Source organism: Mesorhizobium sp. LNJC394B00 (assembly GCF_000502555.1).
GTDB lineage: Bacteria > Pseudomonadota > Alphaproteobacteria > Rhizobiales > Rhizobiaceae > Mesorhizobium.
In genome coordinates this window covers 763078-788848 of sequence record NZ_AYWH01000001.1, presented here as the reverse complement: position 1 = coordinate 788848, position 25771 = coordinate 763078, and the positions used below count along the sequence as shown (strand labels likewise).

Here is a 25771-nt window from a genome sequence, read left to right as displayed (position 1 = left end):
GACGGCAATATTAGCAAAGTGCGATGCTGTTCACAAAACACTTGATCGGTGGGCAGGGCAGGAAAAAGCCGATGCTGGGATCATTATGGAGAGATATGCTCACGGCGCAAACTCCCCATGGCGTCGACACCAACTGTGACCGCTTTTGGCGGGCGGCCGGGATGACTTCGATGACCGAGATGAGGCGCGAAGCGGCCGTTCCCATACGTTGCCGCAATGCAACAAGGCCCCTCGGGGCCTTGCGCATCACCTCAATAGACGCGCTCTGCCCGCCCCTCACTTCCCCATCAACTGCTTGGCATTCTCGGCCGTGATCGCGGTGGTCTCCACCGTCACCGTCTTGTCCACCTCGGTCGCGCAGTCGAGCAGGATCTTCTTCGACATCTCGATCGCTTCCTTGGCGCCCGTCGGGTAGGTGAAGGTTGCGACCCAGTCGCCCTTGGCCACCGCCTCGATGCCGCCAGCCGGGCCCGGCAGGCCGTCTGTGCCGATGATCTTGACGTCCTTGCCCGCACCCTTGGCGGCGAGCAGCGCGCCGGCGGCCATCATGTCGTTGCTGGCGTAGAGCACCTTGATGTCGGGGTGCGCCTGCAGCATGGCGGCGAAGGCGACCTGCGCTTTATCCGGGACCCAGTCGGCGGCCTGCTCGGCGACGATCTGGACTTTCGGGTTTCCCTTGACGCCTTCCTTGAAGCCGTTGAGGCGCTCGACGGCCGGCGTCGAGCTTGGCAGGCCTTGCAGCACCGCCGCCTCGCCGCCATCGGGCAGCAGCGTCTTGGCGGTGTATTTTCCGGCTTCCTCGGCGATCTTGAAATTGTCGCCGCCGATGAAGGCGGTGTAGTCCTTGCCGGGGTCGCCGACCGTCTTGCGGTCGAGCTCGATGACCGGGATGCCGGCATCCATGGCGCGCTTCACCGCCGGCGTCAGCGGTGCGGCCTCGAAGGGCGAGATCAACAGGATGTCGACCTTCTGGGTGATGAAATTGTCGACCTGCGAGGTCTGCGTGTTGACGTTGCCGGCGCCGTCGGCGATCTGCAGCGTGAAGCCGGGCACTTCCTTGGCCGCTGCCTCCAGCTCGTCATTGACGTGCTGGCGGTAGGGCTCGGCATTGTTGGCCTGCGAAAAGCCGATGACGAACTGGCCGTCCTTGGCGCAGGCTTTCACCAGCGGCTCGGCGGCGTAAGCGGAGCCTGCAATGCACAGGCCAGCGCCTGCCAGCAGGACGGCCTTGAGGGTCGATCCTCTTAGTGTCGTTTTCATAACTCACTCTCCTCCTCGTCTGGCCGGGGGGCCAGACCTTGGTTTGACGTTCACGTGTTGCCGTCTCCTCCTTGTTTGTTGGTGCATGTCGTCATCGCAAAACCTCTTGCGCGACATGCACTAACGACCCAACCCCTCGCGGCGGCGAACGAGGGATTGAAGCACTGCCGCCAGCACGATGATCGCGGCGGTCGCGAGCAGCTGCATGGCGGGCGTGATGTTGTTGAGCTGCAGGATGTTGGCGAGCGCGCCAAGCATGATGGTTCCGGCGACGGTGCCGACCATCGAGCCGGCGCCGCCGAACAGGCTGGTACCGCCGATGACCACGGCGGCGATGGCCGTCAGCTCATAGCCCATGCCGTCATTGGCGCTGCCGAAATTGAACTGGCCGGCATGGACGATGCCTGCGAGTGCAGCGGCAAAGCCGGTGATGGCATAGACCGATATCTTCACCATCGAGACCGGCACGCCGGATATGCGCGCGGCGCGCTCATTGCCGCCGACGGCAAAAACATAGCGGCCGAAGCGCGTGGTGTTGAGCACGATGGTGGCGATCGCGGCAAAGACGACGAACACAAGCGTTGCCACCGGCACGGTGTTGTTGAACAGCCGCTCGCCCAGCACGGCGAACACCGGCGGCGCCAAGCCCGGCCCTTCGCCGTAGGAAATGTTGATGTACTGGTTGCCGGAGACGACCAGCGCCAGCCCGCGCGCGGCCTGCAGGCCAGCCAGCGTGACGATGAACGGCTCCAGCCGGAAGCGCGTCGAGATGGTGCCCTGGATGGCGCCGAAGACGATGCCCAAAGCGAGCACGGCGAGGATGGTGGGGATCAGGCCGAAGCCGCCGGAGATCATCATCGATGCGGTGACGACGCTGGACAGGCCAAGCACCGCGCCGACGGAGAGGTCGATGCCGGCGGTGATGATGACGAAGGTCATGCCGATGGCGATGATGCCGGTCTCCGACACCGCGCGCACGATGTTGGCGATGTTGTCGGGGTTGAGGAACAGGATCTCGCCGTGGCGGCGCGGCGAGAAGATGATGCCGCCGATCGCCACCAGCACCAGGCCGATCAGGCTCTGGAAGCGCACGATCAGCGCCAGCGGGTCGCGATGCTTTTGCGCTGCTGCTGTGACTGGGCTTGCTGCCACGGAAATCTTCTCGTCAGACATCAGGCCTCCCTGCCGTTAGCCGCGGCAAGCACCGTGTGCTCGTCGACGCCGCCCAAAAATTCCGCCACATTGCGCCCCTGGCGCAGCACCACGATGCGGTCGCACAGACCGATCAGCTCCGGCATCTCGCTGGACGCCACCAGAATGCCCAGCCCTTGCGCGGCGAGTGCCCTGAGCCGCTGGTAGATCTCGCCCTTGGCGCCGACATCGACGCCGCGTGTCGGCTCGTCGAGAAGCAACAGGCGCGGGTTGCCGAGGATTTCCTTGGCCAGCACCACCTTCTGCTGGTTGCCGCCCGAGAGCGCGCCGACGGCGATATCGGGGTTCTTCGGCCGGATATCGAACTGACCGAAGGATTCCTTCACCGCCTCGGCCTGGCGGCGCGGCGAGACCAGCCAGTTCGGCGAGATTCGGGATATGACCGACATCACCAGATTGAGGCCGACGGCCATGCGCAGCATCAGGCCCGAGCCCCGGCGGTCGTCGGTGACGAAGGCGATGCCGGCGTGGCGGGCAGCGCTGATCGAATCCAGTTTCACCGGCTTGCCGCCGACAGCGACCTCGCCCTCCCAGCGGCCGGACAGGCCGGTGCCGTAGAGCGCGGACAACAGTTCGGTGCGCCCTGCCCCCATAATGCCGGCCAGGCCGACGATCTCGCCTTCATGGACATCGAGCGAAACGCCTTGCGGCGCCTGCCAGCCGGCGCTGTCGCGGGCGAGCTTGAAGCTGGCGTTCCTCAGGCTGAGCAGCGGCTTGCCCGCGGCCTTGGCGCGTTGCGGATAGAGTTCGTCCAGCGGACGTCCGACCAGCAGCCTGACCAGCTCGGCCTGCGGCGCGTGCGGCTCGGTGATGCCGGCGACACGGCCGTCGCGCATTACCGTCACCCGGTCGGCAATGCCGGGCACTTCCTCCAGCCGGTGCGAGATGTAGACGATGCCGACGCCGGTGGCGGCGAGCTTGCGCATGATATCGAACAGCCGCTCGACTTCGCCGACGGTGAGTGCGGCCGTCGGCTCGTCCATGATCAGCACGCGGGAGGCGTAAGACAGCGCCTTGACGATCGCCACCACCTGGCGCTGGCCGATCGACAGATCCGCCACCATGGCGGCCGGATCGATGGCGATCTCGATGGCTTCCAGCCGCTTCTTGGCCTCGCGGCGCATTGCCGGCACGTCGAGGAAGCCGCCCGGACGCATCAGTTCGCGGCCGAGGAACAGATTGGCGGCGACATCCAGCGACGGCACCAGGTCGAGCTCCTGGAAGATGGTGGCGATGCCGGCCGCTTGCGCCTCACGCGGGTTGTTGAAACGCACGGGTTTGCCGTCGATCTCGATCGTGCCTTCGTCCGGCGTGTAGACGCCCGACAACAGGTTCATCAGGGTCGACTTGCCGGCGCCGTTCTCGCCGAGCAGCGCGTGGATCTCGCCCGCCTTGAGGTCGAAGTCGACGCCGCGCAGCGCCTGCACGCCGCCGAAGCGTTTGACGGCGCCGGTCATCACCAGCAGCGGCGCGGTCATGTTAGCCTCGTGTGGGTCGGCCTCCCGCAGGAGGCGCGCGCCCGCAGCGTCGCCTGCAGCCGCACCGAACGCGGCGCGGAACCGGTCGCCGCGATGCGGGCGCTGAGCAGGGCCGCGGCCTGCCTGCCTATCTCGGTGCAGGGCTGCGCGACCAGCGTCAGGCGCGGTTCGAAACAATCGGCCCATTCGAAATCGTCGAAGCCGGCCAGCGACAGATCGCCCGGAATGGTGAGGCCTTTTTCGCGGATGGCGCGGACGGCTCCGATCGTCGTCATGTTGTTGCCGGTGACCAGTGCGGTTGGTGGCGACGGCAGCGACAGGATGGCGTGGGTGGATGCGGTCGCCGCCGCCGTGTCGACATTCTCGGCCGAGAGATAGTGCGGCACGCTTTCAAGTCCATTGGCGGCGAGCGAAGCCTGGAACGCCTCGATGCGCTCGCGCGTCGTCGTCAGGCCCGGCTGTCCGGCGATATAGCCGATGCGCTTGTGGCCGAAGGAGGCGACATGGTCGATCAGCGCGCGCATCGACGTTTCGTTCTCGACGCCGATCTGGTCGAAGCGCTCGTCGGCGAAACGGTCGATCAGAACGCATGGCATCTTCTTGTCGGCGAGGTAATCGATGGCGCGCTGCGGCGAGCCCGACGGGGCCAGGATGACGCCGTCGACGCGGCGCTGATGGAAAGCGCGCACCACCTGCAGTTCGCGGTCGGGATCCTCCTGGGTATCCGACAGAAACACCATCAGCCCAAGCCGTGCGCATTCGGCCTCGACCGCGCAGATGATGTCGGTGAAATAAGGGTTGGAGATTGCCGAGATCGCCAGGCCGACGCTGTTGGTGGTTGAGGCCTTCAGCGAGCGCGCCAGCTCGTTGGGCTGGTAGCCCATGGCGGCAATGGCGTCGTTGATCAGCCTCGCCTTTTCCAGCGAAACGAAGCGCGTGTTGTTGACGACATGCGAGACGGTCGACACCGACACGCCGGCGCGCCGCGCCACTTCAGCCATTGTCGGCAAGACATATCAGCGCCTGCAAGCGCTCCTCCCTTATGCGTTTCCCGTCCGCTCTGATGGCGGATTTCAAGGGAGCTTAGGGTGATCGAAACGTTTGCGCAATCGATTCGATGGAAATTTTTAGCGGGGCTTATCTCCCCCTCAAGGGCATAGGCGCTAAGATAGCTTTGGCATGGACTGAAACTTGCGCTTTCGTGGTGGCTCACGCCAGCGATATCGCAAGGCACGGAGATTGTGGCGCAGGGTTGCCAAGGGAGGTTGAGCGAAGATCGCTGCGATCAGAGAGGCGACGATCTGGCGGGTGGCGCGCCACAGCAGCGGGCGCCCGTCGCTCAAGGGGGAGAGACACCCAACTCCTGCGAGAGGGGTTCGGTCACGAGCGCGATGAGGAAGTGTGCAAGGATCCAAGGCTTTGCGATCCTTGGGTCTTTGGCGGGAGGAGAGCGCAGCCCGATCAGGCTCTTCAGGCGCTTGAAGGCGAGCTCGATGCGCCAGCGCATGCGGTAGAGCTTGAGGACCGTATCGGCGGGAAACTCCTCCCGGTCAAGCGAGGTCACAAGCAGGACGAAGCCGGCCGCAATCAGCGTCTGCGGTTGAACCTTGTTGCCCTTGGCCCTGGCTTCCTTGTTGATTTTGCGCCGCGCTTCTTGTGCCGCGGCCTCGGATTTGCGCAAGGCGATCAGGCGCATCTTCACAGGCTCGCCCTTCTTGAGTGCCAGCCGGGCAGGCGTTTCGCAGACTTCCTCCCGGCAGCTCTCCAGGTAGCCGATGAGATCGAACGCCCTGCCGTTGGCGTCGAGCCATCGCGCGTTTTTCCACGACGCGCGCACAACAACATCGCCGCCTTGCGCCATGACCTTTGCGATCCGCTCGGCCTGCAGATAGGCGCGGTCACCGATGCGGATCTCGCCCGGCACCACCGGCACGCGGTCGATCAGCTCGGCTTCGCTCTGGTCGGTGATCTCGAGGAAGTCGAACTGCTCGCGCTCAAGCTCAAAGGCGCAGTGCATGCGCCAAAGACCATTGTTCTTCTTCTCATACGCACCGGCCTTGGCAACCGCTGTCGCATCGAGGATGCGAACCAGTCGGCCTTTGGCCAAACCTGCATCCTCGCGCTTCAAAAGGTGCCCAATCAACTGCTGCAGCCATGGTCCTGCATTGCGCAGCCGGCCGAGCAACGCCACGTCCGAAATGTCGGCAATCCCGCTCGCCGCCGCCCAGGCCACGACGCCCCGCATGCCAACCTTGCCAAGGCAGTAAGCCAGTGTCAGGCGCAACAGATCGCTCGCCGACCTGACGCCCCGCGGGCGCAGGAACGCCTTCGTCTCGCGGGCACTTCCTGCGATCAACTCTTCGCCGCCCAGAAGCTCAATCGTCTCGGCCCAGCCGTCATCAACAAGCGATTCGTGTGTCATCGCAGTGTAGAATCACACCCGATTCCGCAGGGCAATACCTATCTTNCCGTCATCAACAAGCGATTCGTGTGTCATCGCAGTGTAGAATCACACCCGATTCCGCAGGGCAATACCTATCTTAGCGCCTATGCCCTCGAGGGGGAGATGTCGCCGAAGGCGACAGAGGGGGTCGCCGCGCGTGAAGCGCCAACCTTCCATCTGCAGCAAGGACGTCGAGCCCAGTCGCACCGACCCCCTCTGGCCTGCCGGCCATCTCCCCCTCAAGGGGGGAGATTCGCGGTTTCACCGAACTCCGCCACCAGCCCCTCATATTCCTCAAAGGCCGGCAGCGCCTCGTAACTGTGCACCGCAGGCGTCGTTGCCCAGGGGAGTTTCTCGCTGGTCCATGTCTCGATGAACGGCGTGAACCAGCCGGGCTCGTCGAGCATGGTGGGGCGCAGATTGACGAACCAGTCGAGCTCTTCGGGCTGGGTGAACATCCAGCTCATGCAATGCGGGCAGAAGTAATGACGCGAGGCGCCGTGCAGCCCGCCGATCACCGGCTCGCCTTGCATGATTTCGAAGCCGTCCGAGGGAATGGCGGCGCTCAGTGAATAGGCGCTGGCCGACATGCGCTGGCAGCCGGTGCAATGGCAAGCCATGGTCAAAAGCGGTTTTGCGGAAATCTTGAGCCGCACACGTCCGCAGCGGCACCCGCCTTCGGCCGGCAATTTCAGGGTTGGCACGGTAGTCTCCCAGTATTCGAAGCGCCGGCGCTTCAGTCGCCGGTCAGCGCCTTCGTCGTCACCAGCGTGGCGCCGGCATCGGTGAAGTCCGCATTGTACCGGGCGATGATCTCGGTCGCGGTTTCGCCTTCAGTGTCCAGCGTGGAATGGGCATCGGAAACGACGGTAACGCCGAGGCCCTCGGCCAGGGCGCCCTTGACGGTGCCGGCGATGCAGAAATCGGTTTGCGCTCCGGCGAGCACGACTTCGCCGGCCCCCTGCCCGGCCACCCAGGCGCCAAGCTCGGCATTCGAAAAGGCGTTACGGACGGTCTTGGAGAATGTCGGCTCGTCCTTGGCCTGGCCGAGTTCCGGCCATACCGGCCAACCCGGCTCGCCCGGCGCCAGCGGATCGCTGGCCGGCCCGTCATGCCGCACGAACGCTATCCGGCGCCCCTCGCGCCGCGCCCAGCCGATCAGCGAGCGGGTACGCTCGGCTATGCCCGGCGCATCATGGATCGGCGGCTCGACGCGCCCGTCGAACATGTTGGTCTGGAGATCGATGACGATGAGGGGAGCGAGTTTTGACATGGCGCGAAGATAACGCGGGCGATGGGAGGGTCAAGACGGCGAAGCTGCTGATCTCCCCCTTGGGGAGATTACCTGTACCCTCACCCGATTCCACCCGCGACCACGTAAGCACCAGCCGTGCGTCCATCCTCCAGCCGCATGACGGCCGTAACGATCGAGCCGTAAGCGCCTCGCCGCACACTGTGCATTCTTTCATGCTCGCCGGCCGGCACCAGGATGCGACCGTGAAAGCTTGTGCCGCTGCGCCGCAGAGCGACCGGTTCGCCATTGACGTGAACCTTGAGGTCAGCGGTCTCCGCATCGAGTTCAACCGTCACGGCGATCTCGGCCTGGTCTCCTCGCCGCATCGTTTCAGCGGCAAGCCTGAGTGCCGGCGGCAGCGCATCGCCGACCCGCAAATCACCGCGTTCCGCAAAGACATCGTCCGGCAATTCCGGCGTGCGCGGCGGGCTGGTGCGGCGCTGGGTGGCGCGCTCGTAGTCGCCGGCGAGGCGCAGCAACTCCGCATCATCATAGGCCTTGCCCGCAAAGGTCAGCCCGACCGGCATGCCGATATCGGCCATCGTTCCCATCGGCACGGTAACGGTCGGGATGCCAAGATGACGCCACACCAGATTGCCATTGGCAACCCAGGTGCCGTTGCGCCAGGCGATTGCTGCAGAGGTCTCGTTGACGTCGGCATCGGCCGGGCCGACATCGGCGACCGCCGGCAGCACGACGGCGTCGAGCCTGTGCTCGTCCAGCCAGTCCTCGAAGTCGATGCGCCGCGTCGCCTCCAATCCCCTCAGACCTTCCGCCAGCGCTGGAATGTCCAGCAATGGCATCACGCCCTGCTTGGCGCTCGTGACGTAGTCGGCCAGATCGAAACCGTCGTCGCCATAGCGGTCCGGCAGCGCGCCCGGCGGCTGCGGGAAAATCTTTGGGCCGTCGACCGCAGCCAGATCGGGGATCGCCGGATCGGCATTGGCGCGCAGGAAATCGTCCCAGCCCCACATGCAGAGATCCCAGATTTCGCGCTCGGCGAAGGCTTCCGGCACCAGCCCGCGTTCGACCATGGTTTTTGTGCCCGGACGGTCGCGCTCATAGTTCGAGACGACGGGGAAATCGACCTCGACCACCTCCGCGCCGAGCTTTTCCAGGTCACGCGCTGCCTGCCGCCAGAGGTCGAGCACCGAGGCGCGGGTCTCGATGGGTTTGGGCGCGCCGCCGTCGCGGCCGATATACATTTTCGGCACGCCGAGGCGTTTGCCTTTCAACGAGCCCTCCAAGGCGAGTGTAGTGTAGCTTGGCGGCCTGAGAGCAGCGCTTTTCGCGATCGACACCCAGGGCTGCGCGCGCCAGAAATCGCCGCGCGTCTCGGTATCGTCGGCGACGATCACGTCGAGCAGCTCCAGCATGTCGGCAATGCCGCGCGTGTGCGGCACCACCACATCCATGGTCGGCACCAGCGGCCAGTTGCCCCTGACCGAAATGACGCCGCGCGACGGCGTGTAGGCGACAAGTGCATTGTTGGACGCCGGCGCGCGGCCGGAAGACCATGTCTCCTCGCCCAGCCCGAAAGCGGCAAAGCTGGCGGCGGTGGCCGTGCCCGAGCCGTTGGACGAGCCGGAAGCGAAGGCGGCGGTCAGGTAATCTGCATTGTAGGGGCTTTCGGCCCGGCCATAGACGCCGCGCTGCATGCCGCCATTCGCCATTGGCGGCATGTTGGTCAGCCCGATCAGCACAGCACCACCGGCCCTCAGCCTGGCAATGGTGAAAGCGTCCTCATTGGCGACGAGATGCTCGACGGCGGGCGAGCCGGCGGCCACCGTCAGGCCCTTCACCTTATAGCTGTCCTTGGCGGTGTAGGGGATGCCGTCGAGCGGCCCGAGGGTGGCGCCATTGCGCCGCCGCAGGTCGGACGCCGCCGCCTCCTCGAACATTGCCGGGTTAAGCACCGGCACGGCATTGAGCGCGATGCCATGGCGGTCGTAGTGCGCGATGCGCCTGAGATAAGCGCCCACCAGCTCGACGCTGGTGACGGTGCCGTCTTCGAGGGCATGCCGCAGATCGGCAATCGAGGCTTCGACGATGTGGAGGTTGGGCATGGGATTCTCGAGATGCAGCGGCAAATGAGTCTTCGCATCGTGCGATGCGAGTGTCATGCCTCAAACGGAAGGCGTGACGGCGACGCTGCTGGTCTCCCCCCAATTTAGGAGATGGGCCGGTAGGCATAAGTGGCCTCCGAAATTGACTGATGAAAGACAGTTTTGGTGTCCGCTGCCGATGTCCGTTATATGACACGATCTCGGCGATTTCAGCGGAGTTGCCTGACCTCAGCTCACAGCGTCTTGCTGTCGAACTGGCCTTTTTCCTTCATCATTTCGAGGAAGATCCTGGCCTCGGCGTTTCCGTGGCTTGCCGATGTGGAAAACCACTTGGCAGCTTCCGGATAGTTCGGCTTGCCGTCGATGCCGGTGTAATAAAGCTTGCCAAGGTTGAGTTCTGCTTCGACATTTCCCACCTTGGCTGCCTCCAGCAACCAGAATTCGGCGGATTTGTCATCCTTGGCTATCCCTCTGCCGCGGGCATAGGCAACAGCCAGGTACAGTTCAGACGAAACGTCCCCCTGCTTTGCGGCCTTGAGCCACCACGAAACGGCATCAGCGTCGCTCTGGGTCAGTCCGGCGCCCGTCCAATATGCAAGGCCGAGGTTCGCCTGCGCATAAGCGTCTCCCTGGCTCGCCGCCTTCAGCCACCAGGACGATGCTTCGGCATCACTTTTGGCAGTGCCCTTGCCCGTAGCATAGGCATAGGCCAGCGCAGACTGCGCCGGGACATTGTCCTGTTCCGCCGCCTTGACCAACCAGGCGAACGACTGGGCGTCGTCCTTGCCGATGCCTTTTCCCAATTCATACGCGTTTGCTAAGGAGTATTGCGCTTCCGGCACACCGGCGACCGCGGCCTTCATCCACCATTCGAAGGCCAGGCGGTCATCCTGACCGACGCCGTGGCCAAGCGAATACAGCGTGCCCAACAGAGACTGGGCACTCGGCTCACCCTTGTCGACCGCCTTTCGCACCCACGTCACGGCGAGCTGATCGTCCTTCTCGACGCCTTCACCGAGATAATAGGATCGACCGATGCAGTAGGCAGCTTCGGTACTGCCGCCATCGGCTGCCTTGCGCCACCAGGAGAGAGCTTGCTCATAGCTTTGCGGAACACCTTGGCCCTGCGCGTACAGGGTGCCGATGGCATAGTAACCATTCGCGTTGCCCTTGTCGGCCGACTGTGTGGCAAATTTTAACGCCAGCTGGTCGTTTCTTTCGACACCTCGGCCATGGGAATAGGCCTGGGCGAGCAAGGATGCCGCATCTGCATTTCCTTGCTCGGCTGCTTTGCCCCACCAGTAGGTCGCCTGCCTGTCATTTTGGGCAATACCCTGGCCACGCCAGTACATTAATCCCAGATTGTACTGTGCGTCAGCATTTCCCAGGTCGGCCAGCACGGAGATCTGATGGAATTGCTCGCGATAATCCTTTGCCAGGACAGCCGCTTGAATCTTCTTAATGGCCGACCACTGCACATAATAATTTCGGCCAGGACCGAGCAGCACATAAGCCGCCAGCAACACCAGAACGACGGTAAGGACCCCTCGGCGACGCGACTTGGGCGGGCTGTAGACAGGTGTATCCACTTTGGGCGCCCAGTCGTTGTTGCTCACCGTCCCCAATCCATTTGCAGCCACCAGTAATCCATAGCGCAAGCGAGGCTGTTCTGGAATATCCAAAGCATTTGATGTCGCTACTGCGGTGCGCCGGCGAACAGGATTTCGCCATCGCCGCCAGCCGCCGGCCAATCCCTGATGGTGCGATCGTCGCCGCCGGTGACCAGTGTGCCGTCGGTGGCGAAGGCAACGGCGTAGATCGGGCCGGTGCGGCTGTCGAACATGGCGATCTGGTCTCCAGTGCCGAGATCCCACAGCCGCGCCGTGCCGTCGAGCGAGCCGGAGGCCAGGCGCTTGCCGTCGGCCGACAGCGCCAGCGTATAGACGGTGCCTTCGTGGCCCTCGAAGCGGCGCAATTCCCTAAACGTGTCGAGGTCCCAGAGCTTGATCGTGTAGTCGCCGCTGCCGGTGACGACATGATGGCCGTCGGCGGTGAAGACGGCGCCGTAGGTGCCTTGCTCGTGGCCGTGCCAGCTTCGCAATTGCTTGCCGCTTTCAACGTCCCACAATTTCAGCGTGCCGTCGATGGAGCCGCTCAGCGCGCGCGTGCCGTCGGGCGAGATTGCGACCGTGCTGATCGGCCAGTCATGTCCGGTCATCACATGCAGCACCGACTTGTTGACGAGATCCCAGACGATGACGTTGCCGGTGTCGTGGCCACTGACGGCGCGCTTGCCGTCCGGGCTGATCGCCAGCTTGCGCACGCCGCCATTCGCGCCCGACGAGAAGACATGCAGCACCGCGCCGTCGGCAAGCTTTCGCAGCACGATCTCGCCATCGTCGCCGGCGGTCAGCGCGGTGGCGCCGTCGGGCATGAACAGCGCCGTGCGCGCCATGTCCTTGTGTTCACCAAGGTTGCGGATCAGCCGCTTGCCGGCGACGTCCCAGAGCTTGATCATATGGTCGGTGCTGGCGCTCATGATGTCGCGGCCATCGGCCGAGACGGCGAGCCAGACGACGGCGTCGCGGTGGCCGTCGGGCTCGGTCGGCAGCGCCGGCGGAGGCGGCGGCAAGGGCGCGACGGTTTGCGGTGGCGTGGCCGGAGCCGGTGGTGGAGCAGTCTCCGGTGGCGGTGTCGCCGGAGCGAGTGCGACTTGTGGCGGCCGAGGGGGAGCAGCCGGAGGCCTAGGGTGCGCCGGTTCCGGCGGTTTGGCAGCCTGCTCAGGCGGGGTTGGCTCGGGAGGCATGGCGAGCGGCGGGGAACTCGGTGGAACCGCCGGCGTCGCCAAGTCCGGTGGGACGCCGGCGATATCCTGGCCCTTCGGCTCGGCTTTGGGCTCCTTCGGGGCGACGACCTCAGCGCCCGGGCCGGCGTCACGCGCCCAAGGGAAGTGGTCGGCCAGCAGCGCCAGAACGGCGAGCACCGGCAACATGAGGAAGGCGCGCCGCCAGCCCGGGCGACCCTTAGATTCGATCCCGGCGTCGCGGCCAAAAAGCGGCGTTCCAGCAGGCTGGCTTCGCCGACCCGGCAGCAGCCCAGCCCAGAACAACAGGGCGCCAAGCAGGCAAAGCCCGCCGACGGTCAGGAACACCACGGGCTGCAGCGTGGCTGGGCCGTGCAGCATGTGGTCGATCCCGCTCCAGCTGAAATCTCTGTCGCCGAGCAGCAGATACGCCCGCACCAGACAAGCCAAAGCGGCCGCCAGCAGCGGAAGCGCAAACAGCCTTTCGGCCAACCTGTCCATCGGACTCCCCCTCCGGTGCCGCACCTTGCTCATCATGCGGCCGCCGCAGCGAAACAAATAGCGCAAAACTGCGCCCACGAAAGTGGGCGCGATCACGCAGCCAAATTCACTTCAATTCGACCCATACCGGCGCGTGGTCGCTGGCGCCGTCCTCACCTCTGACATCGCGGTCGATGCCGGCAGCGGTGAGGCGGCGCGCCAGTTTCTTCGACAGCAAGATGTGGTCGAGCCGCAGCCCGGCATCGCGCAGCCAGCGGTTGCGGCGATAATCCCAGAATGTGTAGAGCGTTTCCTTCGGATGCTTCTTGCGGAGCGCATCGGTCCAGCCCTGCTCGAGCAGACGCTGGAACGACGCCCGGCTTTCCGGCTGCACCAGCGCGTTGTCGTCATAGGAGCGGGTGGCGTAGATGTCGCGCGGCTCGGGCACGATGTTGTAGTCGCCGACCAGCGCCACCGGCAGGCCGGTGTCGAACAGTTCTGCGGCATGCGCCTCCAGCCGCGCGTGCCACGCCAGCTTGTACTGGAATTTCGGCCCCGGCTGCGGGTTACCGTTGGGCGCGTAGAGACAGGCGATGACGACGCCCGACACCGCCGCCTCGATGTAGCGGCTCTGCTTGTCGGCGGTATCGCCGGGCAGTTCGTCACGGGTCAGCACCGGCTCGGCTCCTCGCGCCAGTATGGCTACGCCGTTCCAGGTCGGCTCGCCCTTCCACACCGCGCCATAGCCGGCGTCGGCCAGTGCCGTGCGCGGAAACTGCAGGTCGCGCGCCTTCAGCTCCTGCAGGCAGACGACATCGGGCTTGGCTGCCGCCAGCCACGCCAGCAGGTTTTGCAGCCGGCTGTTGACGTTGTTGATATTGAAGGTGGCGATTTTCATTTGGCGATCAGGAAACGATCCGCCCTGTCCACGCCTTCACCGTCCCGGCCAGCGTCTTCAGATGATCCGCCGTCGAAAACCCCGACACGCTCTTGCGCGGCTTCAGGTCGTGGTCGCCATCCTCCAGCCAGATCACCTCGATGGCTTTGGAAAGGCCGTAGGTCCCGACCTCTTCTTTCGTGCCGAACTCGTCGCGGGTGCCCTGGAAGATCAGCGTCGGCGTCTTGAAGTCGGCGAGATGTTTTGTCCTGAGTTGCTCGGGCTTGGCCGGCGGATGAAAGGGATAGCCGAGGCAGACGAGGCCCGAAATCTCGCCCTTGGCGAACATCTCGTCGGCAACCATCGAGGCGACGCGCCCGCCCATCGACTTGCCGCCGATGATCAGCTTCCCGGTGACGCCCCTCGCCCTGAGGTCCGCGATTGCCTTGATGTATTCCGGGTTGACCGTCTCGGCACGCGGCGGCGGCTTGCGCTGGCCATAGCGTCGCGCCGCCATATAGTGGAATTCGAAGCGCGCAACCTGGAAGCCGGCTGTGGCGAGCGCCTTGGCGGTGTCGGTCATCGAGGGGGAATCCATCGACGCGCCCGCGCCATGGGCAAGCAGGATGGTGAGGGGGGCGGTGTCGTTGCCGTCGAAGAGGAAGGCGGTCATGGGGTGCGCTGCCGGTAAAGGCCGAGTTCCTTCGCGCCCCCCTCTGTCCTGCCGGACATCTCCCCCTCAAGGGGGGAGATTGGCAGTTTCAGCGCCTCACGGACCTCGCGACGATAGTGATTGGCGAAAGCGATGGCGACACCCAATCTCCCCCCTTGAGGGGGAGATGGCCGGCAGGCCAGAGGGGGGTGCTCGCGCGCCAACATCTCACCCCGCCGTCCGCGCCGTCTGCAGATCCACGAACTGTATCCCCTTTTGCGCCATCCGCGCCCACTCGGACTCAGCATCGAGTTTGAGATAGCGCACCCAGTTCCGCCGCGCCTCCAGTAGATCCCCGGCGTCGAATTCCAGTCGGGCGAGGTTGAACACTGGATCGGCATAAGTCCTGTCGAGCGTGATCGCCTTTTGCAGATGGCGGCGCGCAGAAGGCACCTTGCCCTGCTCACTCATCAGGCCGGCGAGGTTGAACCAGGCCTCGACGAATGCGGGATCTAGCTTGATCGCGCGGGCGTAGTCGTGCGCGGCCTCACTGACACGCCCTGCGCCGCGCAGGCAGTTGGCGCGGTTGAAGGCGGCGATGGCGTCGCTCGGATCGATGGCAAGGCAGCGCTGGTAAAGGGCCGCCGCCTGCTCGTGATCGCCCTGTTCCTCCGCGCTTTCAGCCTCGGCGAACAGGTCCTCCAGCGTGTCGTCGCCGGCTGCACTGCCGAGATCAAACAGCAGCTGGCCGTCGAGTTCGCTCTGGCCGCCTTCGAGATAGATCGCACCGGGCCGGCCATGCTGCGAGCCGACATTGAGCGATTTGGCGGTGAGCGAAGCGACCGGACCGGAGCGATGCACGGAGCGCGCGATCGCGCCCCAGGATGCACCGCCGGCGACCAGCCCGGCATATTTGCGGGCAAGGATCAGATCGCGGAACGAGTAGGGTTCACAATCGTGCTCGAAGGCGTCGAACAGGCTGAGCAGGTCGAGGTCGGCACCGGACAGTCTGGACTGGTCGACGAGAGACTGCCTGGACAGCGAAGACGCCTCCGGCGCCTTCATCAGACCAAGCAGGCGCAGGAAGCCATTTTCGCTAAGGAGTGTTCGGCCAGCGGAGCCCTCGGCTGCAACCCGGCGCTCGATCTCGGCATCGCCGCCCTTCGCCGTGCCGGCCTTGGCGATCAGCGTTCGGCCGAACACAACATGGCTGGTGCGCCTGGTGACGCCGCGCCGCAACTGGCCGTGCTGACGCTCCACCTCACGGGCCGCGAGCCGCAGCGGAAATGCCGCCAGCGCGCCGATGGCGCCGAAGACGNCGAAGACGGCGCCCGGGATTATACCGGTCGGCGCCGTCACCCCTTGCTCTTGCCGACGGCCTTGAGCAGATTGGCCTTCAACGGGTTTTCCTTGGCCGCACCCGCCTTACCCTTGGCGGCAGGTTTTTCAGCGTCGTCGGCCTTGCTCTTCGACTTGGCCGGCGGCTTGGCTGATTGCGACAGGCTCGCCTTCAACGCGTCCATGAGGTTGATGACATTGCCACGCTCGGGCGCCGCCGCAATGATCGGCTTATGGCCCTTCAGTTTCTCGCGGATCATCGTCATCAGCGCGATCTCGTAGCGGTCCTCATAATTCTTCGGATCGAAGGTGGTTTCCTTCTGCTTGATCAGCGCTTCGGCCAATTGCAGCATTTCGGGATCCGGCTTGCCAGCCGGGATGTTGCCGAAATATTCAGCCGTGCCGCGCACTTCGTTCGGGTTCCTCAACGTACACACGAACATGCCGTTCTCGCGCGCGCCGATCGTCACCACGCGCTCGCGGCTGGACAGGACAAGGCGGGCAATGGCCAGCTTGCCGGATTTGCGCATTGCCTCGCGCAGCACGGCGAAGGTTTCTTCCGCCATGGCGCCATCCGGCGCCATATAGTACGGCGCATCTTGATAGATGACGTCAACCTCGTCTTCGTCGACGAAGGCCTCGATGTTCATCGTGTGATTGGATTCGATGCGCACTGCTTCGAGGTCGGCCTCATCGATGATGATGTACTGCTTGTCCTCGTATTCGTAACCCTTGACCAAGTCCGCGCGCTCGACGAGGCCGAGTTCAGGGTCGACCGGCTTCATGTTGATGCGGTTGTGGGTCTTCTTGTGCAATTGGTTGAACGATATGCGCTCGCTGGTCGTCGTTGCCGGATAGAGCCGGACCGGACAACTGACGAGGCTGAGCTTGAGGTAACCCTTCCAACTTGCCCTGGGCGCCATGATACTCTCCTACGCGGCCATGCACTGACATTTCAGACTGAGCATGATCTTAACCGAAAACCGGTTCCCACGTTTCGGGGTCATGCTTACTGCAGCGCTTCGTTCCGAGGACGATTGGCACTGCGCAAATCCTACACCGGCCCCAAACATACCGGCAAATTCCTGACGAAACCTTCCAGGTGAGCTGGAGGGCACCGACGGAGGATAATTCAAATTGTCCGCATGGTCGATGGACTTGGGGAAGTAAGTCATGCCGGAGGGACAGCACCCCCCTCTGTCCTGCCGGACATCTCCCCCGCAAGTGGGGAGATTGGCAGCTTCAACCTTATCGCTCCTCTTGCAAGGTTTGCGATTGGCGAAAGCAGAGGCGACATCCGATCTCCCCCCTTGCGGGGGAGATGTCCGGCAGGACAGAGGGGGGGTGTGCCGGATCGCCAACACCTCCCGATCTACTTCCCCGAAAACAACGGCAAATCTCTTGCGAAATCCTCCATGTCCGCCCACGGATCGCCCGACGTCGCCAACAGCCCCGGCAAGGACGAATAGTTCAGATCCTGCGGCGCATCGATCGTCTCAAGGTCTGCCCAACTCACCGGCGTCGACGCCGGCAGGTTGGTGCGGGCGCGCAGCGAATAAGGCGCCGCGGAGGTGTGGCCGCGCGCGTTGCGGTGATAGTCGATGAAGATGCGGCGCTTGCGGTTTTCCTTGCCCATTGTGGTGGTGAAAGTGTCGGGCGCGGTGGCCGCCAGGTGCGTGGAGATGGCGCTGGTCGCCTGGTGCAGCTTCTTCCAGTTCTGCTTTTGCGTCACCGGCACGGTTATGTGGATGCCGCTGCCGCCGGATGTCTTGGCGAACGGCACCAGGCCGAACCGCTCCAATTCGCCCTTGATGTGGACGGCGGCCTCGACCACCTCGCGCCAGGCGATGCCCTCACCCGGATCGAGATCGAAAACGATCTGGTCGGGCTTGTCGAGGCTCAAGCGATGCGTGCCCCAGGTGTGGAACTCAACGACGCCGAACTGCGCGAGTGCCAGATAGCCTTTTGCTCCCTCGACCGACAGATAGGATTTGGTTTCACCTTCGAAGTTGGTGGCGTCAAAAGTGACCACCGACGGCGGCATGCCGGTGAAGGCGTGGCGCTGGAAGAAACAGTCCTTCGGCAGGCCCGTCGGGCAGCGCACCAGCGACACCGGGCGGCCCATAATGTGCGGCAGCATGAAATCGCCGACCAGCGCGTAATAGACGGCGATGTCGAGTTTGGTCGGTCCGGTCTTGCCGAACAGCCGCCGCTCCGGATTGGTCACCCAGATGGTTGCGAGATCGGCTTCGGCGATCAGCCGCTTGCGCTTCGGCGACACCGGCGTCGACAGGCCGACATCGCGCAAGCCCCGAAACACACCGTGGCGCAGCGAATTGTCCGCCGTTCGGTTGGCGTAGTGGATGCGGGCCGACAGCATCGGCCGCACCCATTTCATCTCGCGCATGATCTCGCGCGGCACACCCTCGGGTGCTGTCGCGCCGTCTCGCAGCGGCTGCAGCCGGGCCAGCAAGTCGCCCGCCGTCGCGGCATCGAAGCCGGTGCCAACCTTGCCGCGATAGTGCAGTTCACCATCCGCGAATTCAGCCATGCCGATTGCCGCCAGTCCTTCGGCCGCGTCGGAAACGGTGTAGCCGGCGATGATGAAATCGCCGGTCTCAAGCGCTTTGACCTTGGTCCAGCTCTTCGTGCGGCCGCTCTGGTAGATGGCGTTGGCGCGCTTGGAGACGACGCCCTCCAGCCCAAGGATCGAGGCCTGATCGTACAGCCCCTGTCCGTCGCCTTCGACATGGTCGCTCAGCTGGATGGCGGAGGTGGCGCCCTGCCCGGCTAGCAGTTCGGCGAGCAGGGCCTTGCGGTTTGCGAGCGGTGCCTTGCGGAGGTCCCAGCCGTCGAGATGCAGCAGGTCGAAGGCATAGAAATGGAGCTTGCTGCCCGCACCCGCCGACAGCGCATCCTGCAGCAGCGCGAAACGCGAGATGCCCTTCTCGTCCAGCACCATGATCTCGCCGTCGATGATCGCCTGGCTGAGCGGTAGCCGGGAAAAGGCTTGCGGCAGGTCGCCGTAACGCTTCGTCCAGTCGATGCCGCCGCGGGTGATCAACCTGACCTCGCCATCTCCGACATGCGCCATGGTACGATAGCCGTCGAATTTTATTTCATGCAGCCAGAGTTCACCTGTGTCTTCCACCGGCCCGCCCGGCGGTTTCGGCACCTGCGTGGCGAGCTGCGGCTCGATGCGCGACGGCGGATCGCCCCTGACCGCACCGGACAACGCGCCGGGTTTCAGCGCGCCGGGCTTGGGCGGCAGGCGGGCCGGCTTCCTCGGCGGCGCCACCAGCTCCTCGATCCGCTTGCCGGACTTCACGCTTTCCGGCCGCGCTTCCAGGATGTCGAGGCCGGTATCGGCGGCGAGATCGCGCTCCTTGAACAGCAGCCAGTTTTTCTTCTCGCTGTCTTCGCCGGGCTTGGGCTTCAGACGGGTCAGCATCCAGCCGCCATTCAACTTGTCGCCGGCCAGCCGGAACTTGAAGGCGCCGGTGCGCAGGCTCTTGTCGACATCGTCCATCGGTGCCCAGGTGCCGGTGTCCCAGACGATCATCGGCCCGCCGCCATATTCGCCTTCGGGAATGACGCCCTCGAAGTCGATATATTCGAGCGGATGGTCCTCGGTCTCGACTGCGAGCCGCTTGTCGGCCGGGTTGAGCGAGGGCCCGCGCGGCACCGCCCAGCTTTTCAGCACGCCGCCGACCTGCAGGCGCAAATCGTAATGGTCGGCGGTGGCGTGATGCTTGTGGACGACGAAGCGGTTGCCGTCGCCTGAAATGACCCCGCCCGCCGGTTCCGGCGTCTTCGTAAATTCGCGCTTGGCGCGATAGGCCTTGAGTGTTGGCGGGGTTGGCATGGGTCAGGCGGGTGCGGCGGCGGCGGACGAACCTTCCCTGCGCAGCGTTCCTGCACAGTGCTGTCCCGCCAACATTTCAAATTTCCCAGCGCGGTGCGAAGGAACGGCGTTCACACTCAATCGTCGGTGGCCGGCGTCAGGTCTAGCTCGGCCGGGGACAGCCCTTGCTGGAGCTGGCTCAGCCGGAACTCGTCGACCCAGTAGGCCTCGCCGTCGACCAGCACGCGGGCCGAGTAGACGCCGCCGGAAAAGCTTTGCGCGGTGACGTAGACCTTGTGGCGGTCGAGCGCCTTGCGCACCGCGGCGCGCTTGGAATTCTGGCTGGTGACGGAACTGGCCATGGCTCACTCATACACAAGACCGCAAGACATGGCGGCGGCCTAAGGATGCTGGAGATCGGCTGCTCTGTCAATTTTGACCGCCTGCTTCTGGCAGCGCTACGATCCGGCGGCAGCAAAAAACCGCTGCGCCTCGGCAGTGGGCTTTGCAATGGCGACGACAATATTCGGTTAGTGGTCCGAAGGAATTATGAGCGCGGTGACGCGCGAGAGCTGCTGACGCCGGTTCCGCGTCGGCTTCTCGTAGATCTTCTTCATTGGTATCCCATGGCCCCCAATGGCCGCCGGCAAAGGCGCTTGCGGCTGGGGTTTTGTCAAGGGAAGCGCTGTTCTTCCGCCGAACAGCTATGGAAACTGGAGGAGCGGCCGCTATAGCTTTCCTCAGCCCCAAGGAGAACGGCAATGACCCTCAGCACCCGCAAACTCGGCAGCCAGGGGCTGCAGGTCTCGGTGATCGGCCTCGGCTGCATGGGCATGAGCCAGTCCTACGGCCCTGCCGACGAGGCGGAATCGATCGCCACCCTGCACCGAGCCATCGAACTCGGCTGTACCTTCCTCGACACGGCGGAAGTCTACGGCGCTTATGCCAATGAAGAACTGCTCGGGCGGGCGCTGAAGGGCCGGCGCGATGAGGTGACCCTTGCCACCAAATTCGGCTTCCGCATCGAAAACGGCAGACAGGTCGGCACGGAGCGTGACAGCCGGCCCGACCATATCCGCGAGGCGCTGGAGGGCTCGCTGAAGCGGCTCGGCACCGACCATATCGACCTTTACTATCAGCATCGCGTCGATCCGGCCGTGCCGATGGAAGACGTCGCCGGCACGATCGGCCGGCTCGTCGCCGAGGGCAAGGTGCGCTTCTTCGGCCTGTCGGAGGCTGGTGCGGCCAACATCGGCCGCGCACATGCCGTGCATCCGGTCTCGGCGCTGCAGAGCGAGTATTCGCTGTGGGAGCGCAATCTGGAGCCGGAAATCATCCCGCTGCTCAAAAAGCTCGGCATCGGCCTGGTGCCGTTCGCGCCGCTCGGCCGCGGTTTCCTCGCCGGCGATGTCAAGCGCGCCGAGGATTATCCGGAAGGCGATTTTCGGCGCGGCGACCCCCGCTACCAGGGCGCAAACTACGACGCCAATGTCGCGGCAGCGGCTGCGGTGCAAGAGGTGGCCGCGGCCAAAGGGGTAAAGCCCGCACAGATCGCGCTGGCCTGGGTGCTCGGCAAGGGCGACGGCTTCGGCATCGACATCGTGCCGATCCCGGGGACAAAGCGGCGCAAGTATCTGGAGGAAAATGTCGCTGCCGCAGCGATCACGCTCGAAGCCGCCGAGATGGCTGCGCTCGACGCGGCACTCGCGCCGGGCAAGGTCTCAGGGCCGCGCTACAATGAGCGGGTGATGACGACCATCGACAGGTAGAGGCGTCTAAGCTGCCAATTTCCCCCCTCGTGGGGGAGATGCCTGGCAAGGCAGAGGGGGCGCGAAGGATCGCCCGCATCAAGTATTCTGCGTAGGGGTTAGCTCAAAGATGTAAGTGAAATTGGCCAATGTCGGCGGGACAGCGCCCCCCTCTGTCCTGCCGGACATCTCCCCCACAAGCGGGGAGATTAGCAGTTTCAGCCCCTCGCCTCACCTTGCGTAATCGATTTTCCTTGGCTAGCATCCTCGGGTCGGCGCCGTGCGGAGGAGAACGTTGCGGCGGACCGGCTGGAGCGCCTCGCGTCCCCTCGGGGCGTTCACAGGACACTCCATTTTTGAATTGACGCAAGGACCGTCCCGAGCCGCTCCCGGTTTCGGGCTCCTGCGTTCATGTGGAGGATATCTGATGAACAGACGCGAATTCCTGTTGTCGACCGTGGCGACCGGCGCCATGGCGCTGGCCGCGCCCATGGCCTTTGCCGCCGACAAACTGACCATATTGGGCTCGGTGCCCAATCTCGGCTTTCCGTTCTTTGTGCACATGCTGAACGAGATCAAGGCGGAGGCGCAGGCGCAAGGCGTCAATCTGACCGAGAGCGACGGCCAGAACTCGGCGCCGAAGCAGACCGCCGACATCGAGGCCGCACTTGTGCAGAAGGTCAACGCCATCGTGATTTCGCCGCTTGACGTCAACGCGCTGGCGCCAGCGATCGAGGAAGCGGTCAAGGCCGGGGTTCCCGTGGTCACCATCGACCGCCGCGTTGACGGCGTCGAGGGCATTCTGGCCCATGTCGGCGCCGACAATGTCAAGGGCGGCGAGGCCGAGGCGCAAGCCATGGTGGCGGCGTTCCCCAACGGCGCCAAGCTGTTCCATTTGCAGGGCCAGCCGGGTGCCGGGCCCGCGATCGACCGCAACAAAGGCGTCCACAATGTGCTCGATCCGCTCAAGGACAAGTACCAGATCATCTTCGAGCAGACCGCTAATTTCGCCCGCGCCGAAGCGCTGTCGGTGACCGAGGCCGGGCTTGCCGCCAACGGCAAGCCGGACGCCATCATCTGCGCCAATGACGACATGGCGCTCGGCGCGCTCGAAGCCTGTGCCGCGCGCAACTTCACCGACGTCAAGATCTACGGCTTCGACGCGCTGCCGGAAGCGCTGGTCGCCGTGCGCGACGGCAAGCTCGCCGGCACGGTCGAGCAGTTCCCCGGCGAACAGTCGCGCAAGGCGGTGCAGATCGCGGTCGCCTTCGCCAGGGACAAGACCGAGCCGAAGGAGAAGCTGGTGCTGTTGACGCCGATCGTCATCGGCAAGGACAATCTCGACAAGGCGGAGAGGTTGAACGAGACGAAGTGAGAGTAGGGCCCATGACGGGTGGAGGTCGCGCTCTGTCGCGCCCCCCTCTGTCCTGCCGGACATCGCCCCCACTTGGGGGGAGATTGGCCGTCACGTCTGCTTTCGCCAATCGCCAACGTTATAGAAATAGTGCTGCCGGCAAAACTGCTGATCTCCCCCCGTGTGGGGGAGATGTCCGGCAGGACAGAGGGGGGCGCTGTCCCGCTGCCTATCGCAATCCGGGAGCAATGCTTGTCCGCCGTTGAACCCACCGCATCATCGCCCCCGCTCCTTTCCGTCGAAGGCGTGACCAAGCATTTCTCCGGCGTCACCGCACTCAGCGATGTCTCGCTCGAGGTGCGGCCCAGTGAGATCCTTGGCCTGCTCGGCGAGAACGGCGCCGGCAAGTCGACGCTGTTGAAAATCCTGTCCGGCGTGATGCCGCCGTCAAGCGGCCGCATCGTCTTCGACGGCGCCGACTACGCGCCGTCCAGTCCGCAGGATGCGAAGCGGCATGGCATCGTCACCATCTATCAGGAACTGAGCCTGATCCCGACGCTGACGGTTGCGGAAAACATTTTCATCGGCCGCGCGCCGCTCGGGCCGCTCGGGCTGGTCAGCTGGCGCAGGATGGAGGACGCCTCGCGCGCGATCATCGCCCGCGTCGGTCTCGACATCGATCCGGCGACGCCGGTGTCCTCGCTGTCGGTAGCCGAACAGCAGCTGGTCGAAATCGCCCGCGCTCTGTCGCTGGAAAGCCGCCTGATCATCATGGACGAGCCGACCTCGGCGCTGACCGAGACCGAGGTGCAGAAACTGATGTCGATCATGGACAGGCTACGCAAGGACGGTGTCGCCATCATGTTCGTCACCCACCGGCTGGAAGAAGCGTCCGCCATTTGCGACCGCATGACCGTGCTGCGGGACGGCAGGCTGGCCGGTCATCTCGACCGCGATGGGCAGCCGATCCAGATTCCGAAGATCATCGAGAAGATGGTCGGCCGCGCCGCCTCCGAACTCTACGCGCGGCCGACGCAGCGCGACGTCGCCGGCGAGGTCCGGCTCTCGGTGCGAGGCTTGCGAACGGTGCGCGATCCGCTGGCGCCGCACGCCATCGTGCTCGAAGGTGTCAACCTCGATCTGAAGGCCGGCGAAATCCTCGGCGTTGCCGGTCTCGTCGGTTCCGGCCGCACCGAGCTTGCCCGCGCCATTTTCGGCGCCGACCGCATCGCGGCGGGTAACATCACGCTGGACGGCAAGCCGATCGCCCCGGCCTCCCCCGCCGACGCCATCAAACTCGGCATCGGGCTGGTGCCGGAAGACCGCAAGCACCAGGCGATCTTTGCAGCACTTGGCATTCTCAACAATTTCTCCATCGCCTCGCTCGGCCGCTACAGCAATGGGGCCGGCTTCATGGCCGAACGGCGCGAGCGCGAGGCGCTGGCCGGCTATCGCAAGGCACTGTCGATCCGCATGGCCTCGCCCGAGCAGGCGATCGAGGGCCTGTCCGGCGGCAATCAGCAAAAGGTGATCCTGGCCCGCTGGCTGGCGCGCGACCCGAAAGTACTTATCGTCGACGAGCCGACGCGCGGCGTCGATGTCGGCGCCAAGGCCGAAGTGCACCAGATCCTGGTGCAGCTTGCCGCACGCGGCATCGCCATCATGATGATCTCGTCGGAGCTGCCGGAGGTGCTGGCAGTGTCGGATCGCATCGTTACGATGCGGCGCGGCCGTATCACCGGCGAAATGCCGGGCATCGAAGCGACCGAGGAAAAACTGATGGAACTGATGGCGCTCGACCGCAAGCAGGACGCAACGCAATGACCAGCACCACCGAACAGACCCAGCGCAGCGGCATCAACATCGCGCGGCTTCTGATGAGTTTTGGGCCGCTGATGTTCCTGGCGGTGTTGATCGTCATCTTCACCGTGCTGAAGCCGAGCTTCATCGATCCAATCAACCTGTTCAACATTTTGAGGCAGATCTCGATCACCGGGCTGATCGCGCTCGGCATGACTTTCGTCATCCTCACTGCCGGCATCGACCTGTCGGTCGGCTCACTGCTCGCCTTCTGCGGCATGGTGGCCGCGGTGGTGGCCAAGGGCGGCACCGCCAACACGCTGTCGCTGTCGACCACGGGCTCGCAAGGCTATGGCTGGTTCGCCGCCTTGCTTGCCGCCGTCATCGTCGGGGCGCTGGCCGGCGGCGTCCAGGGCTTTGCCATCACCCGGCTGAAAGTACCGCCCTTCGTCGTCACGCTGGGTGGGCTCACCGTGTTTCGCGGCCTGACGCTGACCATCTCCAATGGCGGACCGATCTCCGGTTTCGACGCCTCGATGCGCTGGTTCGGCACCGGGCTCATCGGACCGGTGCCGGTGCCGGCGATCATCTTCGCGGCGGCGGCCATCCTGTGCCACATCGTGCTGCGCTATACGCGCTATGGCCGCGCCGTCTATGCCGTCGGCGGCAATGCCGAGGNCCATCCTGTGCCACATCGTGCTGCGCTATACGCGCTATGGCCGCGCCGTCTATGCCGTCGGCGGCAATGCCGAGGCCGCACGCCTGTCGGGCCTGCGCGTCGACCGCATTCTGATCTCGGTCTATGTCATCGTCGGCTTCTTCGCCGGGCTGGCCGCCTTCGTTTTGTCAGCACGGCTCAACTCCTCCGAAGCCGTGGCCGGCATCGGCTACGAGCTTACGGTGATTTCGGCCGTGGTCATCGGCGGCACCTCGCTATTCGGCGGCATCGGCTCGGTCGGCGGCACGGTGGTGGGCGCAGCACTCATCGGCGTGCTGCAGAACGGGCTACAGTTCAACAATGTCTCTTCCTACACACAAAGCATCGTCATCGGCCTGATCCTGATCCTGGCCGTGGCCTTCGATCGTTGGCTGAAGTCGCGGGTAAGGCGGTAAGGGATCGGC

Annotated in this window: 20 protein-coding genes and 1 pseudogene; 5 read left to right on the top strand and 16 right to left on the bottom strand. The window is 64.6% G+C overall.

The window, feature by feature from the left end; translation table 11 throughout:
- Nucleotides 1–276 precede the first annotated feature (276 nt).
- The 16 genes from X751_RS159705 to X751_RS159780 form a co-directional block, all read right to left on the bottom strand.
- Nucleotides 277–1260, bottom strand: a complete 984-nt coding sequence (locus X751_RS159705; RefSeq protein WP_023689831.1) for a substrate-binding domain-containing protein — start codon at nt 1258–1260, stop codon at nt 277–279.
- Between the two features lie 120 nt (nt 1261–1380).
- Nucleotides 1381–2433, bottom strand: a complete 1053-nt coding sequence (locus X751_RS159710; protein ID WP_031199588.1) for an ABC transporter permease — start codon at nt 2431–2433, stop codon at nt 1381–1383.
- Entirely contained in the window at nt 2433–3950 is a 1518-nt protein-coding gene (locus X751_RS159715; RefSeq protein WP_023743919.1) for a sugar ABC transporter ATP-binding protein, read from the bottom strand. The genes X751_RS159710 and X751_RS159715 overlap by 1 nt, the downstream gene beginning before the upstream one ends.
- Complete coding sequence (locus tag X751_RS159720; protein WP_023743918.1) at nt 3947–4960, bottom strand: LacI family DNA-binding transcriptional regulator; 1014 nt, start codon at nt 4958–4960, stop codon at nt 3947–3949. The genes X751_RS159715 and X751_RS159720 overlap by 4 nt, the downstream gene beginning before the upstream one ends.
- A 329-nt stretch (nt 4961–5289) precedes the next feature.
- Nucleotides 5290–6195 carry a transposase gene (locus X751_RS159725; RefSeq protein WP_348524574.1) on the bottom strand — a complete coding sequence of 302 codons (906 nt, stop codon included), beginning with the start codon at nt 6193–6195 and terminating at the stop codon, nt 5290–5292.
- 437 nt (nt 6196–6632) lie between these two features.
- On the bottom strand, nt 6633–7097 hold the full coding sequence (locus tag X751_RS159730) for a GFA family protein (RefSeq protein ID WP_023743916.1): 465 nt from the start codon (nt 7095–7097) through the stop codon (nt 6633–6635).
- A gap of 32 nt (nt 7098–7129) precedes the next feature.
- The gene (locus tag X751_RS159735) at nt 7130–7666 is read right to left on the bottom strand and encodes an isochorismatase family protein (RefSeq protein ID WP_023743915.1); all 537 of its coding nucleotides are present in this window, start codon (nt 7664–7666) and stop codon (nt 7130–7132) included.
- An 80-nt stretch (nt 7667–7746) separates the two neighbouring features.
- A complete protein-coding gene (locus tag X751_RS159740) occupies nt 7747–9753 on the bottom strand; it encodes an amidase (protein ID WP_023743914.1) in 2007 nt (668 codons plus the stop codon).
- Nucleotides 9754–9986: 233 nt separating this feature from the next.
- The gene (locus X751_RS159745; protein WP_156936353.1) at nt 9987–11369 is read right to left on the bottom strand and encodes a tetratricopeptide repeat protein; all 1383 of its coding nucleotides are present in this window, start codon (nt 11367–11369) and stop codon (nt 9987–9989) included.
- A gap of 80 nt (nt 11370–11449) precedes the next feature.
- Nucleotides 11450–13057, bottom strand: a complete 1608-nt coding sequence (locus tag X751_RS159750) for a WD40 repeat domain-containing protein (RefSeq protein WP_023743912.1) — start codon at nt 13055–13057, stop codon at nt 11450–11452.
- 106 nt (nt 13058–13163) lie between these two features.
- Nucleotides 13164–13934: an exodeoxyribonuclease III gene (locus X751_RS159755; RefSeq protein WP_023743911.1), complete on the bottom strand. Its 771-nt coding sequence runs from the start codon at nt 13932–13934 to the stop codon at nt 13164–13166.
- 7 nt (nt 13935–13941) lie between these two features.
- Nucleotides 13942–14586: an alpha/beta family hydrolase gene (locus tag X751_RS159760; protein ID WP_023743910.1), complete on the bottom strand. Its 645-nt coding sequence runs from the start codon at nt 14584–14586 to the stop codon at nt 13942–13944.
- A 207-nt stretch (nt 14587–14793) separates the two neighbouring features.
- The gene (locus tag X751_RS159765; RefSeq protein WP_023743909.1) at nt 14794–15924 is read right to left on the bottom strand and encodes a tetratricopeptide repeat protein; all 1131 of its coding nucleotides are present in this window, start codon (nt 15922–15924) and stop codon (nt 14794–14796) included.
- A complete protein-coding gene (locus X751_RS159770; protein ID WP_023685883.1) occupies nt 15921–16826 on the bottom strand; it encodes a Ku protein in 906 nt (301 codons plus the stop codon). The genes X751_RS159765 and X751_RS159770 overlap by 4 nt, the downstream gene beginning before the upstream one ends.
- Nucleotides 16827–17275: 449 nt before the next feature.
- On the bottom strand, nt 17276–19768 hold the full coding sequence (ligD, locus tag X751_RS159775) for a DNA ligase D (RefSeq protein WP_023743908.1): 2493 nt from the start codon (nt 19766–19768) through the stop codon (nt 17276–17278).
- 116 nt (nt 19769–19884) lie between these two features.
- Entirely contained in the window at nt 19885–20109 is a 225-nt protein-coding gene (locus tag X751_RS159780; RefSeq protein ID WP_023699154.1) for a hypothetical protein, read from the bottom strand.
- A 45-nt stretch (nt 20110–20154) separates the two neighbouring features.
- Between X751_RS159780 and X751_RS1000000166740 the strand changes: the two genes are divergently transcribed.
- The 5 genes and pseudogenes from X751_RS1000000166740 (at nt 20155) to X751_RS01000000163480 (ending at nt 25762) form a co-directional block, all read left to right on the top strand.
- Nucleotides 20155–20481, top strand: coding sequence for a hypothetical protein (locus X751_RS1000000166740; protein ID WP_156936352.1), 327 nt, complete (start codon nt 20155–20157; stop codon nt 20479–20481).
- A 27-nt stretch (nt 20482–20508) separates the two neighbouring features.
- Nucleotides 20509–21516, top strand: coding sequence for an aldo/keto reductase (locus X751_RS159785; protein WP_023743907.1), 1008 nt, complete (start codon nt 20509–20511; stop codon nt 21514–21516).
- Nucleotides 21517–21922: 406 nt separating this feature from the next.
- Entirely contained in the window at nt 21923–22870 is a 948-nt protein-coding gene (locus tag X751_RS159790) for a substrate-binding domain-containing protein (RefSeq protein ID WP_023673481.1), read from the top strand.
- 231 nt (nt 22871–23101) lie between these two features.
- On the top strand, nt 23102–24673 hold the full coding sequence (locus X751_RS159795) for a sugar ABC transporter ATP-binding protein (RefSeq protein ID WP_031246896.1): 1572 nt from the start codon (nt 23102–23104) through the stop codon (nt 24671–24673).
- Nucleotides 24670–25762, top strand: a pseudogene (locus X751_RS01000000163480) (ABC transporter permease). The gene X751_RS159795 and the pseudogene X751_RS01000000163480 overlap by 4 nt, the downstream one beginning before the upstream one ends.
- Nucleotides 25763–25771: the final 9 nt, after the last annotated feature.